This window comes from Paenibacillus sp. YN15 (assembly GCF_003285005.1).
GTDB lineage: Bacteria > Bacillota > Bacilli > Paenibacillales > NBRC-103111 > Paenibacillus_AR.
Genome location: NZ_QMFA01000007.1, coordinates 38,583 through 54,924 on the forward strand (window position 1 = coordinate 38,583; position 16,342 = coordinate 54,924).

Annotated in this window: 12 protein-coding genes, 11 tRNA genes and 1 pseudogene; 14 read left to right on the forward strand and 10 right to left on the reverse strand. The window is 51.2% G+C overall.

The window, feature by feature from the left end; translation table 11 throughout:
• Positions 1 to 47 precede the first annotated feature (47 nt).
• From DQG13_RS08165 to DQG13_RS08205, 9 genes are all read left to right on the forward strand, one after another.
• Positions 48 to 137: transfer RNA gene (locus DQG13_RS08165), tRNA-Ser, on the forward strand.
• A 25-nt stretch (positions 138 to 162) separates the two neighbouring features.
• Positions 163 to 236 (forward strand) — tRNA-Met (locus DQG13_RS08170).
• 86 nt (positions 237 to 322) lie between these two features.
• Positions 323 to 396: transfer RNA gene (locus DQG13_RS08175), tRNA-Asp, on the forward strand.
• A gap of 10 nt (positions 397 to 406) precedes the next feature.
• Positions 407 to 482, forward strand: a tRNA-Thr gene (locus DQG13_RS08180).
• Between the two features lie 6 nt (positions 483 to 488).
• A tRNA-Tyr gene (locus DQG13_RS08185) sits at positions 489 to 574 on the forward strand.
• A 111-nt stretch (positions 575 to 685) separates the two neighbouring features.
• Positions 686 to 771: transfer RNA gene (locus DQG13_RS08190), tRNA-Tyr, on the forward strand.
• Positions 772 to 792: 21 nt separating this feature from the next.
• A tRNA-His gene (locus DQG13_RS08195) sits at positions 793 to 865 on the forward strand.
• An 11-nt stretch (positions 866 to 876) separates the two neighbouring features.
• Positions 877 to 949 (forward strand) — tRNA-Lys (locus tag DQG13_RS08200).
• A gap of 68 nt (positions 950 to 1,017) precedes the next feature.
• A tRNA-Leu gene (locus DQG13_RS08205) sits at positions 1,018 to 1,100 on the forward strand.
• A gap of 194 nt (positions 1,101 to 1,294) precedes the next feature.
• Here the strand turns inward: DQG13_RS08205 and DQG13_RS08210 are convergent.
• Positions 1,295 to 2,058, reverse strand: a pseudogene (locus DQG13_RS08210) (Rpn family recombination-promoting nuclease/putative transposase).
• Between the two features lie 186 nt (positions 2,059 to 2,244).
• On the opposite strand from DQG13_RS08210, the gene lepB reads away from it, so the two are divergent.
• The 5 genes from lepB (at position 2,245) to DQG13_RS08235 (ending at position 5,275) form a co-directional block, all read left to right on the forward strand.
• On the forward strand, positions 2,245 to 2,793 hold the full coding sequence (gene lepB / locus DQG13_RS08215) for a signal peptidase I (RefSeq protein WP_220094339.1): 549 nt from the start codon (positions 2,245 to 2,247) through the stop codon (positions 2,791 to 2,793).
• Between the two features lie 108 nt (positions 2,794 to 2,901).
• Positions 2,902 to 2,973: transfer RNA gene (locus DQG13_RS08220), tRNA-Gly, on the forward strand.
• 168 nt (positions 2,974 to 3,141) lie between these two features.
• Positions 3,142 to 3,960 (forward strand): endonuclease/exonuclease/phosphatase family protein, encoded by an 819-nt coding sequence (locus DQG13_RS08225; RefSeq protein ID WP_258525538.1) that lies wholly within the window; start codon positions 3,142 to 3,144, stop codon positions 3,958 to 3,960.
• 52 nt (positions 3,961 to 4,012) lie between these two features.
• Positions 4,013 to 4,084, forward strand: a tRNA-Gly gene (locus DQG13_RS08230).
• 231 nt (positions 4,085 to 4,315) lie between these two features.
• Positions 4,316 to 5,275, forward strand: coding sequence for a tyrosine-type recombinase/integrase (locus DQG13_RS08235; RefSeq protein WP_113019272.1), 960 nt, complete (start codon positions 4,316 to 4,318; stop codon positions 5,273 to 5,275).
• Between the two features lie 838 nt (positions 5,276 to 6,113).
• Here the strand turns inward: DQG13_RS08235 and DQG13_RS08240 are convergent.
• The 9 genes from DQG13_RS08240 to DQG13_RS08290 all read right to left on the reverse strand — a co-directional run bounded on the left by DQG13_RS08240 (position 6,114) and on the right by DQG13_RS08290 (position 16,330).
• Positions 6,114 to 6,434: a phBC6A51 family helix-turn-helix protein gene (locus DQG13_RS08240; protein WP_113019273.1), complete on the reverse strand. Its 321-nt coding sequence runs from the start codon at positions 6,432 to 6,434 to the stop codon at positions 6,114 to 6,116.
• A gap of 67 nt (positions 6,435 to 6,501) precedes the next feature.
• Positions 6,502 to 7,128 (reverse strand): stalk domain-containing protein, encoded by a 627-nt coding sequence (locus tag DQG13_RS08245; RefSeq protein WP_181592646.1) that lies wholly within the window; start codon positions 7,126 to 7,128, stop codon positions 6,502 to 6,504.
• A gap of 48 nt (positions 7,129 to 7,176) precedes the next feature.
• Positions 7,177 to 8,907: a phage tail protein gene (locus DQG13_RS08250; RefSeq protein ID WP_113019275.1), complete on the reverse strand. Its 1,731-nt coding sequence runs from the start codon at positions 8,905 to 8,907 to the stop codon at positions 7,177 to 7,179.
• Positions 8,908 to 12,420, reverse strand: a complete 3,513-nt coding sequence (locus DQG13_RS08255; RefSeq protein WP_113019276.1) for a hypothetical protein — start codon at positions 12,418 to 12,420, stop codon at positions 8,908 to 8,910.
• Positions 12,411 to 12,650, reverse strand: coding sequence for a hypothetical protein (locus tag DQG13_RS08260; protein ID WP_113019277.1), 240 nt, complete (start codon positions 12,648 to 12,650; stop codon positions 12,411 to 12,413). Before DQG13_RS08260 ends, DQG13_RS08255 begins: the two co-directional genes overlap by 10 nt.
• A gap of 68 nt (positions 12,651 to 12,718) precedes the next feature.
• A complete protein-coding gene (locus DQG13_RS08265) occupies positions 12,719 to 13,816 on the reverse strand; it encodes a DUF5309 domain-containing protein (protein WP_258525540.1) in 1,098 nt (365 codons plus the stop codon).
• Between the two features lie 19 nt (positions 13,817 to 13,835).
• Positions 13,836 to 14,261, reverse strand: coding sequence for a phage scaffolding protein (locus tag DQG13_RS08270; RefSeq protein ID WP_113019278.1), 426 nt, complete (start codon positions 14,259 to 14,261; stop codon positions 13,836 to 13,838).
• A gap of 887 nt (positions 14,262 to 15,148) precedes the next feature.
• Complete coding sequence (locus tag DQG13_RS08285; protein ID WP_113019280.1) at positions 15,149 to 15,376, reverse strand: helix-turn-helix transcriptional regulator; 228 nt, start codon at positions 15,374 to 15,376, stop codon at positions 15,149 to 15,151.
• Positions 15,377 to 15,454: 78 nt separating this feature from the next.
• The gene (locus DQG13_RS08290) at positions 15,455 to 16,330 is read right to left on the reverse strand and encodes a hypothetical protein (protein ID WP_113019281.1); all 876 of its coding nucleotides are present in this window, start codon (positions 16,328 to 16,330) and stop codon (positions 15,455 to 15,457) included.
• Positions 16,331 to 16,342: the final 12 nt, after the last annotated feature.

Sequence of the window (16,342 nt, forward strand, 5' to 3'; positions counted from 1 at the left end):
GTATTTTTCGGCTCGGTCGGTTACAATATCAAACGTTCGACTTGTATGGAGAGGTGTCCGAGTTTGGTCGAAGGAGCACGATTGGAAATCGTGTAGGCGCCACAAGCGTCTCGAGGGTTCGAATCCCTCTCTCTCCGTAGCTAATCCTTATTATGTTGACGACGCGGGGTGGAGCAGCCCGGTAGCTCGTCGGGCTCATAACCCGAAGGCCGCAGGTTCAAATCCTGCCCCCGCAATAGTAAAATCCCCACAAAGTGAAGAGAAGCTGACGAAGCTGATTCCGAGTACTTTGCGGGGGCCCAAGAACTTTTAGTTTTAATACGGAGCCGTGGTGTAGAGGCCTAACATGCCTGCCTGTCACGCAGGAGACCGCGAGTTCGAATCTCGTCGGCTCCGTACCTTATATGCCGGTTTAGCTCAATTGGTAGAGCAACTGACTTGTAATCAGTAGGTTGGGGGTTCAAGTCCTCTAGCCGGCACCATTACGTGGAGGGCTAGCGAAGTGGCCAAACGCAGCAGACTGTAAATCTGTTCTCTGACGAGTTCGGTGGTTCGAATCCATCGCCCTCCACCACTTTACCTTGTTTTGTCCGTGGCGATCGTGGCGAAATGGTTAACGCATCGGATTGTGGATCCGACATTCGAGGGTTCAATTCCCNAAGTCCTCTAGCCGGCACCATTACGTGGAGGGCTAGCGAAGTGGCCAAACGCAGCAGACTGTAAATCTGTTCTCTGACGAGTTCGGTGGTTCGAATCCATCGCCCTCCACCACTTTACCTTGTTTTGTCCGTGGCGATCGTGGCGAAATGGTTAACGCATCGGATTGTGGATCCGACATTCGAGGGTTCAATTCCCTTCGATCGCCCTTCCCTTTGCGAGCCATTAGCTCAGTTGGTAGAGCACCTGACTTTTAATCAGGGTGTCGTAGGTTCGAGTCCTACATGGCTCATGCTTCTTTTTCTTGATTTTTATCCCTCAGCATGTTATTGTTAGTTTTGCCTGATTTTAATAGAATATGCGGTCGTGGTGGAATGGCAGACACGCTACTTTGAGGGGGTAGTGGGCGAAAGCTCGTGGAGGTTCGAGTCCTCTCGACCGCACTATATGTTAGATGAAAAAAGCCTTGATATCAAGGCTTTTTCTTTTTGTTATGAAATATGAATCGAACTACGAGACACTCGATAGAAGTTTGCGAGTCATTTCCTCCGCCCTTCAGCCTCGCCCCTTCAATTCGTGCGGCATCCTGGCTCAAGAAGTTCAGTGTATCCATTGCTTTCTCCCGCATCTGCTCTCCTCATTGTAGAGGCATTAGCTTTCTGATTTCCTCCTCTGACAGCTTGGAGGCTTTGGAGATTATGGAGATGTCTACCCCAAGAGCCAGAAGCTCACGAGCCATTTCCTCTGCCTTTTGACGTTGGCCTCTCGCTTCTCCTCTTGCCTCACCTTCCAGCCTTGCCCCTTCGATCCGCGACTTCTCGTCACTAAGAGCCTTCATCCGGGCCTCATACTCCATCCGGGCCGCGGCATCCTGACTCAAGAATTCCAGCGTATCCATCGCCTTCTTCAGCATCGGTTCATTCATCGCCAGCACCTCCCAATTGGATTTGTCCACACCTTTCAAAAACAACAGCCAATTGACCAGCCCGCCTTCCTCCAGCGGCATCGGTCATTGTTCAGAAGAGTGAAGTCCAGAATATTGATGGTGACACACTTCTTCAGTGTATTGTAATTGTGGCCTTTCGGAATCTGGTGGTAATACATTTCGCTCCAGTAGAAAAGCGTCCGCTTCTCCATATGGTACGGATTGAATAGTTGCATTTCGATATTGATCAACTGTCCGTCTGCTGTCTTGGCCTTGATGTCCATGATGGAGAGCTTATCACTGGGACTGTCTGCCTCCGTATATGGGTTCAGTAACACTATCTCCGTCAAGAGAGGTTCTCCGGCCTCCCGGAAGGTGCTGTTCAAGAACGCCAGCAATACATCCCTGTTATGTTCGCTTCCAAAAATTCGCTTGAAAATCACATCGACTCTTGGATCAAGCAATTCAAACTCCATGGTTATCAACTCCAATTCAATTTCATTATATCATGCTGCGTGTAGTTGTTTATACACGATAATGAGTGATCGCCGCGAATGCCGTTCGTGGTCACAGTCGCAAAACAAACGAAACTAACGCTTGTTTCCGGCGTATACATAAACACCTAATTTTTACAGACGAAGATACGGAGAGGAGAATATCACTTGGATAAACATGAGAAGGCCGCCTTGGCCAAACACAGTCTGATCCGGGAGGTGTTGGGATGGGTGCTGATTATTCCCATCGCCTTCACCGCCAACTTTCTGATTCAGACCTACGCCTTTGCCCAAACGGAAGTCCGCAACGTCTCCATGCAGGGAACTCTATATGAAGGCCAGCGGTTGATTGAGGACAAACTCTCTTACCGGTTCAGTGACCCTAGCCGTGGAGATATTGTCATTCTTGATGGGCCGGAGTATGAACAGCGCCTGATCAAACGCCTGATCGGGGTGCCCGGGAATATTATTGATATAAAGGACGGACGGTTATATGTAAACGGCGAGCTGCAAGAAGAGCCGTATGTGAAAGGGATGACGTACGCCGCGGGTTTGGCCGTGCCTTATACCGTTCCGGAGGGACATGTGTTTGTAATGGGAGATAATCGGGAGAGAAGCACGGACAGCCGTCAGTTGGGCCCTATCGCTTTGACCAGCATTGAGGGCAAAGCCGTTTTGCGGGTGTGGCCGCCCAAGGATATTGGCAAAGTGGAATAAAACCGGAATGACTCTGCAAAAAAAATTGCGCCCCCTCTTGCGGGAAACGAATGAAGATGTTATGATGATTTTCGCCGCCAAAAAGTCGGCAAACTTCATGCGTAACATGCGGACGTGGCTCAGTGGTAGAGCATCGCCTTGCCAAGGCGAGGGTCGAGGGTTCGAATCCCTTCGTCCGCTTTTCATTTGTTTTCCCATGCAGCGGAGAGGCAATCGGGACTATGGAACCTTAACAGAGGGGTATCCATAGTCCCTTTCTTTTTGCCCAAAAGCTGGCATAAAGCGGGGAAGAGGTTTATGATTACATCGAAACGTTCTGGAGAACGCTTGGAAAGGAGATATGCGCATATGACGATGCTAAAGGCAATGACCTTTAACCTCCGGGTGATGGTGGAAGCCGACGGCGACAATGCCTGGACCCGCCGCATTCATGCTGCGGCCCAGGCTGTTCTCCATGAGCAGCCGGATATACTGTGCACTCAGGAAGGGCGCTACGGCATGCTGAAGGACCTGCAGGCGGAGCTGCCCGGCTACCGGTGGATCGGCGAGGGACGCCGGGGAGGCCGCGAGGACGAGCACTGTACGATTTTCTACAACACAGCCAATTGGCTGCCTGAAGAAGCGGGGCATTTTAGCCTGTCCGAGCAGCCGGAGACACTGGGAACGTTAAGCTGGAATACGGCTTGCCCCCGCATGTGCACCTGGGTACGGCTGCGGTCGCTGCGGAACGGCCAGAACATCGCCGTGTTCAATACTCACCTGGACCATATCAGCCAGGAGGCCCAAATCAAGGGTATGGAGCTGATCCGCCACCGAATGGAGCGCCTGAAGCAGGCTTCGCCGGAAACGCCGCTGATTCTTGCGGGGGATATGAACGTGGAGCCGGAGCACCCGGTTATCCGCGGGCTGGAGCAGGCCGGATACCGGAACGCCTACGCCGTTTTGCCGCCTGGTCCTCGGGAGAGCAAACCCGGCCGGACCTTCCATGGTTTCCGGGGCGGTGTGGACGGGCTGCCCATCGACTATATCTTCACCTCTCCGGAGTGTGTGGTGGAAGCTGTGCGGGTAGACCGCCATCGGTACGAAGGCCGGTACCCGTCCGACCACTACCCAGTCTGCGCCGTTCTAGAATTGCCCAGCACAGAGCCTCTTGCGCTTAACAAATGAAGATGCTATAATAAATTTCGCCGCTAAAAACGGCAAATTTCATTCGTAGCATGCGGACGTGGCTCAGTGGTAGAGCATCGCCTTGCCAAGGCGAGGGTCGAGGGTTCGAATCCCTTCGTCCGCTTTTTTTATGCCGGTGTGGCGGAATGGCAGACGCGCTCGACTCAAAATCGGCATTCCGCATGAACACGCATAATCCCGGAAATTTACGCTGATTGTAACGGTGATTTACCGTATACAGTCGGCGTTTTTCGTTTTAATCGTGTGAACCGGAATTGTACGCTTATCTACATCACCGCGCTCGACTCTAGTCGATTAACGCAGCCTCAGCGAATACAATTCGGGAGGATCGCGGATGGCTCGGAGGAAGAACGAATTAACGCAGGAGGAGTTGTTACCGGAGCATAAGCCGGTATATGCGGTTGACGATATGGACAGCGCTATTGATTTATTTTTGCGCGACGGCCGGATTCGCAATATTAGCAAGTATACGCTTGACTTCTACCGGACTGAACTCGGTATATTTAAGCGGATGCTCGAACGTCAGGGATTAGACTCGGCTCCTAGCGCGATCACAGAACACATCATGAAAGAGAACGTTATCCTCCGCATGATGGATGAAGGCCAGAAAGAGACGTCTATAAACTGCCTACTCAGAGCCGCGAGAGCGCTGTTTAACTTCCTTGTACGGGAAGGACACATGCAAGCCAGCCCAATGCGTAAAATGAAGCTGATACGCCAAAAGAAGAAGGCGGTCCCTACTTTTACTAAGCAGCAGGTGCATATTCTTCTCGCTCAGCCAGACACCAGGACGTTTATAGGCGTGCGGGACAAAACGATGCTAATGCTTATGTTAGAAACTGGAATCCGCGTTCGGGAGCTTACCGACGTTTGTCTTTCGGATATCGAGTGGAAAACGGGGATGATTCTTGTAGCGGGGAAGAACGGCAAGGATCGCGCTCTACCGTTTCAAGCTACGATGAGGCAGCAACTTGCGAAGTATGTGCAGTTACGCGGTAAACTAGAGCATGACTCGCTGTTCGTGACGATTGATAACACGCCGATTACGCGGAGACAGGTGCAGATACAGGTTGCGTTGTACGGACGCCGCGGCGGAATAACTGGCGTACGATGTTCGTGCCACACGCTGCGCCATACGTTCGCTAAGATGAGCGTACAGAACAAAGCCAATATATTCGCTCTCCAAGCCGTTTTGGGCCATGCTAGCCTGGACCAGGTTAGGACATACGTTAGCCTATTCAGCAGCGAGGTAAAGGACGATCACCGCAAATTCAGCCCACTAGAGAACCTATAAACGCAAATAAGGGACTACGCAAGGTAACGGAATTATCCGCAGCCTTATGCGTAGTCCCTTCGTTGTTACTGACGTAACCCGGCGAGTTATTTTTGCTGCGCGCAAACTCCGAACAGCAAATGCGGCGGTCCTTCGGGGGTGGGTTGGGGGTCCGCGCATACCCCGTTGCTTTACCAGACTGACGCGTCTATATGCGATAGTGACTGCATAAACGCCATGCATAAATATGCGTGGATATCCTCACAAAATGCGAATTTTATACTAAACTATAAATACTTGACACCCTTCACAAACCCGCGCCGTATCTACGTTTATACCTCACATGCGTTATCGTCCGAAATGACCCGTTATACATACGTTATACATAGGCGATTGCTTAACGCCATTAAACGTTAAAAGCCGCGCCATTACTGAGTCCGCTTTATTGCGGTAAAGTTACGCAGGGTCGGCGCTATACATTGCGTATACATTCGTAATTATTACGTTATACATACGGTGACTGGCGTAACCTTGCGTAACCCCCTGAGTTTGGCGCTATCGTCCGGTATGCGGCTGCTGCGGCTGAAAATTTCGGAGGGGTCGCGCGTCTCGAGGCTGCTGCGGAATATTTTCAAAAAATACGAAGGAATTCACACTAAATCACACGGCAATTTGACGCCGTAATCCCGCTCAGGACGTAGCTTTACGCCACCAAACGGGACAGTGTGCGTGTTGTTTCGGACCACACTCGAATCCGTAACCTTTTGGGACACGTAGTTTCACGGTATGAAACCGGAATATCACCAGTATCAACGCCACTTAGCGAAAAGGTTACACGGCGCTACAAGAACCCGACTGTCTACGCCAGATAACCGGACTTCTCGAAGAACCACGTAACAACGCCCGTCTCTCCACACAGAGCATACGACAACATGTCCGCCTTCATATGCTTGAACTTCGCCTTAGCTACCGCGCGAGACAGCTCTTTGTACGCACGCTGAAAGTCCGGCCGCTCGCGCCACCGGTATAATGTGCGCCGGTCAACGCCTAACTCCGCTGCTATCTCCTCGTAATTCATGCGCGGGACTCTCGTTAGCATTTCGATAGCGCGGTAATGGCGCTCGTCTAGCGGCGGTCTGCGCTTAGGATAGTTGCCCTTGCGCTTACGTTTCCGTGCCATAACGCTTGCTCCTTTCGTGAGGCAAAATAAAAGAGCCTCGCGCGGAGGCCCCGGTATTACTGCGTTATTAGCGGAAGTCAGCCGGGTAGTACGCTGTATTAATCCACGTACTTCCGTCCTCGAAAACGATCCAATACCCTTCTTTTCCGGGGTATCTTACTCGCGCTGTTTCGCTTCCGTCCTTGTTTCTGAAAATAGTACCTTCTTCGTAGCTTACCTCTTCAAAAGGCTTGAAAGCAGCAGATCTATAACGATCCGCGTACTTATCGTTAAACTCGGTTCTCGAAAAGTATTCAACGCCTTTGTATTCAATAGCCTTGATTCCCTCGTACTCAAACTTCCGCGTTATACTACCAGTGTAGGCATAGCCTGCTTCGGTAGCAATCTTCTCTTGGTAATCGCCTGAAAATACAGGATTTCCGATAATCCCGTTCTGCTTAATTTCTATCGTCAAGGTTTCATCCTTCCAATCTACTTTTTTATTCAAAATCCCGGAGAGTTCACGAACCGGTAGGTAGGTGGTGTCGTCATAGACGATTGGGACCGCGTTTAACTTCACAGCCTTTCCATCTACATTAACGTTAAAATCAGGGCGAAGGTAGGCATCGACCCTCTGTAACGTGCTGGCAGAAAATGCAACAGTAGTGAGTGATAACAAGAAACCGAAAAATGCCCCAATAATATATTTTCTCAAATCCAAAAACCTCCAGTGTCAAGTGGTATGTGCCAATTATACCGCTTATTAGACGCCTCTGGAAGAATTTATTGCTGTCCATAAAGCATTGATATTGGACCATACAAGCATCATGTCCGATTGCAAAGAACCGATACTAGACAAGACATCCGTTCCGTTCAAGTAAATCCTGTTTCCCGCGTTGAGGTATAGCGAGTGGGTAAATACATCTCCTTGGATGTTTACACCGGTGCTAGCAGGTCCAAAATATAGACGTTTTGAGTTGAGGTTATCAGACGCTTCCATGAAAATGTTCCGACCAACGTATATATCTGTGTTTACGCTTATCGTTCCGCCTACGATGTTCGCGCCGCTAACTGTTCCACCGCTAATCGACGTTCCCGTAATCGTTCCGCCAGAGATTGCGCCGCCTGTTATCGTACCGCCGCTAATCGAAGTTCCGGATATACTTCCACCACTAATCGCTCCACCCGTAATGGTTCCGCCAGATATCGTAGACGCCGTAATATTTCCGCTAAAGTACGCATTACCGGTCGCAGCGTCTTGCCATATCGTTTTTGCGCCAGCGAGATTAAAAAGCGCGAGTCCATATTTAGCTGGCTCATACTGGCCGAGTCTAACAAGTTCCGTTCCTGCTGGGTTGGATACCCTCATTCCTAAACCATCTACCAAGGTCAAAGAATCATCGTACGTAATCCCTTTGAGTACCGCGTTTTTGGAAGTATAGACAAGGGCTTTCTTTGAGCCTACGGTAGCCTGAAATATATAGTCAGCCACTTTAAATTCTCTGAAATTCGCTAAAACAACGCGGCCACTTTTTGGTGCGAACGGGTATCTCTCGAACACACGGACACGCGCGTCAAATGCGTACCCAAGTAGCGAGTCGTAAACTGTTACAGTGTCGCCAGCCTCAACTATTTTTTGCGGTTCAAATGCGGAATCAACCTTCTCGAGTTGAACAAAGTCGATATCATACGCAATATTGGGAAGTTGGTATTTCGCAAGGTGCTTCTGCATCTCCATGAGCAGCTTGCTTTTATCTTCGATCTCTGTGAATGTCACTGAAGCCTCGAATGGATTCGCAGGGTCGTAATACTCGGAGTCGATGTATTTAGTCGTATGGCCTGCATAACCCTCGATAGTCAGACCGTTTTTTCCATAACCGAACAATCTCGTGACCCTTTCGAGGTCGTGAGACGTACGAGTAATGCCCTTTAAGTCCCTCTTATAGCGAACTGTAGCGCCGCGGTTCGCTCCCTTACGTGTTGTGAGCGTAATTTCGTAATTATCGTAAGCTATCTCCGCTCCATACAGCTTGGCGAGGTCTGACAGTAACTCGAATTTCCCTTTCTCGCCCCACTCGTAAATATCCTGCGCTGAGAAATCGCCTTGTATAGCGAACGAGTACGGAGTGTCCGCGCCAAGAAGCGTTAACATTTCCGCTAATGTCTTCGCTGCGGCAAAGTCGATATATCCGTCATAGAAATAGCGCGCGAGTCCAAAAGCGACGTGATGAGCTTCAACGACTTTATACACCTTTGGCCCTTCGCGAACCTCTTTTACTGACCGGATAATAAAGCGTTGCCCGCGCTCGACTGTGTTAGGAAAACGGATTTCACCTCCTTCCGTAATCAAGTCATAGCGGATATCGTCATTAAGCTTCAGGTAAGTAAATCTAGTGTAAAACTGCGGGTCATCCAAGGACTCTACTACAACAACGTCCTTAGCATAAACCAAGACGTAGCGCATACCATCTTTCCATAGCTCGAGATATTTCACTTATTTTGCTCCTCCTGTACTTGCGTATTTACGTAGAATCTGTTCTATCTCGGTTCCTGCTACGCGTTCCGCTGCTTTTATATCGATCTCGTCCTCGAATGTTGCATTTGCAATCGGCATTATGTCGCCTACTGTAATAATGGTATCTCCCCCGCCCTTACCACTTCTGGCGGATACCGATTCGACAACCGAGCGCACTTGATCCGGAGTAAGGATCACTTCACCCTGACGGAGTATCGCCCGCAGCTCATCCGAAGCCAACGCGGACCCGCTAGCGAATGACATTCCGCCAGCAACACCGCCTGAGTGGAATAATGGTACGCCGTTCTTGTACCATGACCCGTTATTGTACGATGCCCCGATGGATGCGCCGAGTGTCTGAGATTCCGCTTCTATCTGCTTCCGGCCGGATTCACTCGCGGTCCACCACGCAGCAGCGTTCGATTTCATTTGCCGGATAATCGAAGCTTCGTATGAAGACTGCGGTGTAGAGACGCTATTCATTGCGGACATTTCCGCCGTGAACCGTTCCATTTCCGCCTTGATGCGCGCATTCGTCGTCACAAACGCTTGGAACCGGGAATCCTCGGTAGCAGCGTAGATTGACGAAACGTCACCGCTAAACGATTCAATTGACGCCTTAATCTCGTCATACCACGACTCGATATCGTCCTTCCTACGGTCGAGCGTGTCAATCTCGGCGTCCCTTGCATCGGCAAGCGCGGACTTCTGATCGTCAACGTCCATTTTCCGGAGCTGCTCGATTAACTCGGCATAATGCTTCTGGCCTTGTTCTGACGTAGCAAGCCGGTACTTCTCCGCCTCTGCCTGAATCTCGGACCGGTCGCGCTGCCTCTCTACGGAATCGAGCGCTTTGATTTGCGCATCATAGTAGTCCTTGCGCGCCTTCTTCTGCGCCTCAATCGCGCTGAGTTCCGCTTTCTTTTCCCGGTCGATGGCGTCAATGGCCGCTTTACTTGCGTCAGTTCTGCGTTTCTCCGTAGCTTCGTCAGCCTCTTTAGCGGCCTTCTCCGCTTCCTTAATCAGCGTCATCCTAGCGTCATACTGCGCCTTATCTGCGGCTTTGTATTCGTCGGAGTTCTCTTTGTACTCCGCCTTAACCCGTGTCCAGGCGTCAAGCGCCATCTGTGCAACTTCCGCCTCAGTAGCGCCCTTCTCCCGGAGTCTGCGTTCTTCCATGGCGATCCATTCCGCGGAATAGTCATACTGCGCCTTGGCCGCTTTCTCTGTGTCGTCAACCTTCGTCGCATTCAGCGCCTTTATTTGAAGCTGGAGCGAACGTTCGTCCTCGATGCTCTCAGTCAGATATTGTGCATGTTTTTTGCGGATAGACTCAATAGCGGCAATCTGATCGTCTGCGCTCTGATCGTACATGGCCGCGTTATAGCGCATCGTCGCGAGGTCTTGCGCAAATAGGTCACGGCGGAGCTCCGCAGCAATTTCCGCTGCCGTTTTACCGGTTTTCTTCGGCGCATCCTTCGGCGTGGTAGGCGTAACCGGAGCAAGCGGACTTTTGGGCGTAAAGGCAGCGTAGTTTCCTGCGGTAATCTTCGCAATGGAGTCGTCAATTTGTCCGTTTTTCTGCGTCAGTAAAGCGGCTTGGTCCGTCAGCTTTGCGAGATTACTTCGTGCCAGTGAAGCAGCCGAGGACATAGCGCGATACTGCATCGTAGATTTATCGGTATTCGGATCAGCCGCAGCCTTCTCGTACGCATCGTTGTACGATTCCCATTTCGCAATCTGAGCGTCAACGTCCGTCTTCTGCGCTGCTGTTTCTTCCTTAAGCAGGAGTAAGCGGGCCTTAATCTCGTCCGCGGATGCCTTCGTTAACTTCTTTTCCGCCTCGATACGGTCGTTGATCATATCGATATTGTCGGAGTGTATTGTGCCTTCCTCCGTCAGTTGTGCATGGAAAGAAGGCATCTCCTTTTTAAGCGCCTGTATCACGGAAATAAGCTGCGCCTTTTCCTCCGCGTCGAGGGATTGCTTTTTGGACAATTCCGTATAGCGGTCGCGAAGCTGCTCGAGTTTATCAATTTGCTCCGTCTTGGCAGCTACGTCGGCAAGTTCCGCCTTCATCGCGTCAAGCTGCGCCGGTACGGCCTTTTTGATAGAAGCGGTCAGCTTATCGACGGCAGCGGCAGCTTGTTCCGGAGTGAATCCGAGCTTTTTTAAGCTGGCGTCTACCTTATCAACCGCGTCTGCCAGTTCACTGTACCGCGGCGTCAGTTTTGCTCCAGCAGTTCCAAGCCCTCTACCCATCTGCTCCTCGACACGTGCGAGTTCTTCAGATAGTTGAGTCCTTTTCCGCAGTAGATCGTTAAGCGTGTCGTAGTCGGCCTGCATTTTTTTCAGTTCTTCAGTTGTGCGATTGAGCGGAGACGCTTCGAGTTTCTTGTTCAATTCGTCTTGGCTGTTCGCAAACGCCAGTATTGACGGAGTAACCGCGTCAACCGCAGCCTTATACGCCAAAATGCCCGCAGCCGCAACGCTGATAGCCGTAATCGTCCAGCCAACCGGACCCAGCGCAATATTCAGCGATTGAAGTGCCGTCCTTACCGCTGATATCACGACGACCATTCCGCTAAGAACTGCGGTAAGTCCCGTTATAGCCAGCGTACCGGCCGTAATACCTGCGACAACTTCCTCGTTTTCTCCGACCCACTTACCGAAGTCCGAAATGAGCGGGGTCAGCGCCTCCATAAGCTTCTGTATCGCCGGAAGGTACGCTTCACCTAGCTCTTGGCGTGCGACGGTAATCGTCTGGTTGAATACCGCTTGCGTGCCCGCATAGCCTTGAAGCGCCGTATCCGCGTTCCCAGCGTAAAGAGCGGATTCCTGCATAATGCCGCTATAAGCCGCCTGAACCTTCTGCGCTTCGGATAACTTATCCGCCGTAGTCCCGATGGACTTCGCGTAACGGTCTTGGAAGACCGACAAATTGGTAGTGATGCCCGCTGCGTCGGTCAATTCGGAGTTACCGGATTTGATACCGCGCGTTACTTGTACGATCGCCTCACCCCAGGATAAGTGTGCTTCTCGGTTATAAGCTGCTGCGTCGGCCGTTGCATATATCAGCTTACGGGTTTCATCCAACCCTAACCCGGACGATAACAGCGTCTTAACCGAACTTGAAGCCTCTGCCAGCGTCATAAAGCCTTTGTTGGCGAGTTCCTGCGCTAATCCGGTAGATTCCGCAATGTTGACGTTAAGTGCCTTCGACACTTCCGCCAGTCCCTTTACGGACATTGCCGCGGTGTTGGCTTCGGCTGTAAGTGACTTAATTGTGCGCACAAGTCCGACTAACGCGGTCGAGGCTCCGAGGGATACAAGCGCTGTTTCAATGCCGCCGATGCTCTTGGCGGTAGATTTAGCGCTAGTCTCCGTTTCCTTCAACCGCTTACGGGCGTCGTCCATACCCGCCTTAAACTCCGTTGTTTTCAGTGTGAGCGTTGCCCTAATCGCGCCGACATCCGCTGCTCCTATTGACACTTAACCGCCTCCTCAACCGCAGCAACCGAGATAGTTTCCGCAAATGCCCGCATTTCAGGCGAAAGCTCCGGAACAATTCCGCTTTCTTCCAGCGCCATAATGATATTGCTTACGGCCATTTGGTACGCTTCCCGTTTTTCTTCCGCGGTTCCGGTTGCTTGCGTGATTTCCTCGATACGCTGCGCTGCAAGCGCGATAAACTCGACCGCTATCCTTGTTACCTCGTCCATTCGTAATCCCTCCTGATATAAAAAGAAAGGACCACCGTTTCCGATGGCCCGTAATAGTTCGTTAGTTATTAGGCGGTAAGTCCTTTAATACGGGCGTGGGCCTTTTCTTGCTTGAACTCCATCGTATACTCCCCTACGATCTGGCCGGAAGTATAGTCCCCCTGCTTGCCGAGGTAAGTATGGCTGAAAGAACGACCGCCGAGCGGACGGATTTGGATGCGGTTTGCGTCGATGAAAAAGATTTCGTCAGATTTAAGGTTATCGTTCAAGACAACCTGAAACCGGCCGAAATCATTCACGATATAGTCTACGACTTGACCACGCGCATTCTCTGCCTGAGTCAAGCGGATTTGAGTCGAGGTAAAATCGCTGATTGCCCGTTTTTGTGCTGCCGGAACAACAAAGGCGTACCCAGCGCTACCAGCCGCGAAACCGCCAGCAGAGTAAATCTTCTGTGCGACGTCATCAAGAATCGTCTTCGAGACCGCACCGGAGGCGACGGTAACGTTCGTACTGATGAAGCTGCGAATACCGCGCATATTGCGGTAGTTGCTGTTATCAAACTTCCGCCCGCCGATAATGGCCTTTTCGAGTTGCAGCGCAAGTTCAAGCTGCTTCTTAGCCTTCTCGTACTCATACAGGCCAGCGCCTCCGATTCCGTACTGCGCAATCTCCTCGGCAGTTCCGGTCACGGTTACGGTATCCTCGAAAATTTGCGTCACGTTGTCGGACTTGGTGCGAGCCTTAAAACGTGCGTCTCGTGCATCAGCGCCTTCCAACCCGTCGCCGTACATCACCTCAATTACCGCGTTCAAGGCGATAGACGCAGCCGTTGTACCTTGGTATCCGCGTACAACCGTCAGTTTCTTAGTTGCGGGATCGACAGCCGTAATCAACACGATTTCCTCGCCGACTTCCGCGGTCATCCGGGTACGGAACGGTTCTACGGAATCGACAATCAACTCCGTAATGGTTGCGTTGGCCGCTGTTGTAACCTTCGCGCGAGTGGCAAACATTTCATCCTCATACCAAACGTGTGTAGTAGAGGTTACCGGACTACCGAAGCCGAGAAGGTTAAGCATCGGTGTCTGAGTCGGATTCAGAAGAAGGATTTCGTCTACTACGGATTCTTTCTTACCAATAAGTTCGTTAGAATAAATTGTCAAATTAATGACCCCCGTTTTATTATTTTGTTTGTCGTTTCAATGCGGCATAAGCTGCGATATCTTCTGCGCGTCCGGTTCGCTGTGCTTTCGCTGCGGCATCCGATAGAATCTGCGCCTTTGTCTTATCTCTTCCCGTTTCGTACTGGCTAGGGCTACCGATAGGCTTCGGCTGCGCCTTGGGTGCAATTGTGGTAACGGCTGCGATAATCTCGTCTATTCCGTTTACGTTGCCTGCCTCGTCGAACGTTACACCGGAGAGGTTTACGATTCCGGCGAGTTTATCCGGGTCTTCAATACCGGCTGCTTTCGCCTTGCGGTAGAAGGCGGAGGATACGCGTTCGCTGCGGAGTTGTGCTTCGATAGCGTCGTAACGCTGCTGCATTTCCGCTTTTTCCTCTTCCCATGTCTTCTCCGGCTGTTCCTGAATCTCGGTTTCTTGTTCCATGCTTTTCACCTCCCTAAGTTAGTTAGCCATTAGTGACCATTATCCCGAGCAGATTAGTGCTTTTCCCACGGTCCTGCCCAACAGAGAACGCCACGCTGGATGCGCATATAAAAAAGCCGAATCCTGAGTAATCCGTCTTAGTCATCGTAGTCACCGCCTTTCCCGCGTCTCTTCTTCCGCCTATTCCCTTCCGCCTCTGCGATCCTTGGCGCTGACCATCGGATATACTGTTCGGACACGGAATCACCATACGTCAGATAAATAGTCTGTTTTGTCGATGGGTCGTGTAACTCGACTCGCCGCTTGTGACATGGAATGTCTTCAATATGAACGACAAAGAACAACGTTATCGCCTCCTACACACGATCAACGTCAAAGTAGACTCGTTCGGGTGTGTATTTCTCTCTGGCGTATGCAGACGCATCTAGGACAATATCCCCTATGTCAATCGGAGAACCCGAGGGGTCAGTCCAATCGTCAAGAATCTCCGCCGTTTCTCGGTCAATAATCTTGATGATTGTTCCGCCAACTCCCATGCGCACAAATAGAACAAGTTTCATACCGTGATCCTTTGGCAGGCGCTGCGTTTCGCCTGACTCCGTCTGTTCCGCTACTCTTTCGAGTCCGGCCGTTTACGTCTGGCCGTCCGACGACTTCCCATAACGTTGTGGCGTAGATGGCGGCAAACTTCCGGAGGGTCCCGCAAGCACTTACATACTGGACTTTCCTCGGACTTCAGCATCTCCATAATTGCACACGTACCGTCTTCCGCCCTGTAATAGCCGCACCAGGTTCTAGCGTTCTTGGCGTCGCTCAACCAAACTGCATCCTTTCCCGATTTACCGCGTTAATTTCTTAAAGTTACGTGGCAAATAAAAAAACACGCCTCACAGCGCTGCCAGTTCTGCGGAAGCCTTGGCGTCAGCGATAGCCTTTTTAATCTCCGGACTAACTCCGTACATTTGCGCAATCTTAATCCGCAAGGCTGGCGACACTGGTCTGCGACCGCTTTCGGCTTCGGCTACGCAAGATTTGGAGACGCCAAGTTTGCGCGCGAAGGCTTCCTGCGTAAGTCCCGCATAAATTCGGATTGCCCGTACCGCATCACCGTTCATCCTCATTACCCCCTCTTTGTTTTGAAATAGTCACATGCAGACAAAATAAAAAGACGGGAAGGTATCTCACTTCCCACCTTAGGCCGAAACGTGGACAGTATAGTTATTTTTACAATCTACGAAACTAGGCGTTAACGGTTGATCTGCGACGTAGTACGTGACCATTTCGCCCCACCAGATTGCCGGTTCTCGTTTCCACTCTCTCCGCGTACTCACCCAATCATAGCGCCCGTCGAGGTACTTATTCTCTGCGGTACCTTGCACATCTTTAAGAACCGCTGAAATGCGACGTCCATGCGCTTCCTTACGCTTCTTCGCCGCTGTCATCCGGCTAACCTTATTGGAATCGCCATATGAGCGCTCGGACCGCTTTTCAAGGCTGTGTATTTCCTGCGGATTGTAGAACGGATACTCCAGCGTCATCCTGTTACGTTCACCTTCGAGTTCGTCCGTCCCGAACCGTTCAATACGCATCCACAACGTTTTATAGCGAGTACGACACGAGGGTCCGCAATCAAGCTTATTCTTACGGCGGCTGCGATCCTCGAAGGGATATCCGCACGTCCGGCACACCTTCACATTACCGCCGACAACCGCCTCTGCATCCGCTAGGCAGGCAATATCCAACCCGTTCTCCCGCATATAGGCCGCTGCCCCTTCGCCAGGAAATACACTGATATCCTCATTCCGTGGGCGGTCGTAGGGATCGCGGAGAATAGACAGCCCCTTAACGTGATCTTCCGCTAGTACGAAGTCTGATATGCGCTCCAACCTATCCAACGCTTCCTGAGTCGGTAACAAGCCGTCGTCTCCGGTATGGATACTGTGATAGTATTCAAGCGCTGTGTGTGCGGCAGTATCCGCCCATCGAATACGGTCCTCCTGCGAGTGTTCGGCATGACGGCGGTAAGCTGCGGCTGTTCTGTTTGGGTACATTTCACACGCTCTAGACATTAGAATCCTCCT

What these genes read in the sequence shown, in the direction of transcription:
- DQG13_RS08290 (WP_113019281.1), bottom strand. Translation starts at nt 16,330, where the DNA reads ATGTCTAGAGCGTGTGAAATGTACCCAAACAGAACAGCCGCAGCTTAC.
- DQG13_RS08260 (WP_113019277.1), bottom strand. Translation starts at nt 12,650, where the DNA reads ATGGACGAGGTAACAAGGATAGCGGTCGAGTTTATCGCGCTTGCAGCG.
- DQG13_RS08240 (WP_113019273.1), bottom strand. Translation starts at nt 6,434, where the DNA reads ATGGCACGGAAACGTAAGCGCAAGGGCAACTATCCTAAGCGCAGACCG.
- DQG13_RS08235 (WP_113019272.1), top strand. Translation starts at nt 4,316, where the DNA reads ATGGCTCGGAGGAAGAACGAATTAACGCAGGAGGAGTTGTTACCGGAG.
- DQG13_RS08225 (WP_258525538.1), top strand. Translation starts at nt 3,142, where the DNA reads ATGACGATGCTAAAGGCAATGACCTTTAACCTCCGGGTGATGGTGGAA.
- DQG13_RS08285 (WP_113019280.1), bottom strand. Translation starts at nt 15,376, where the DNA reads ATGAACGGTGATGCGGTACGGGCAATCCGAATTTATGCGGGACTTACG.
- DQG13_RS08270 (WP_113019278.1), bottom strand. Translation starts at nt 14,261, where the DNA reads ATGGAACAAGAAACCGAGATTCAGGAACAGCCGGAGAAGACATGGGAA.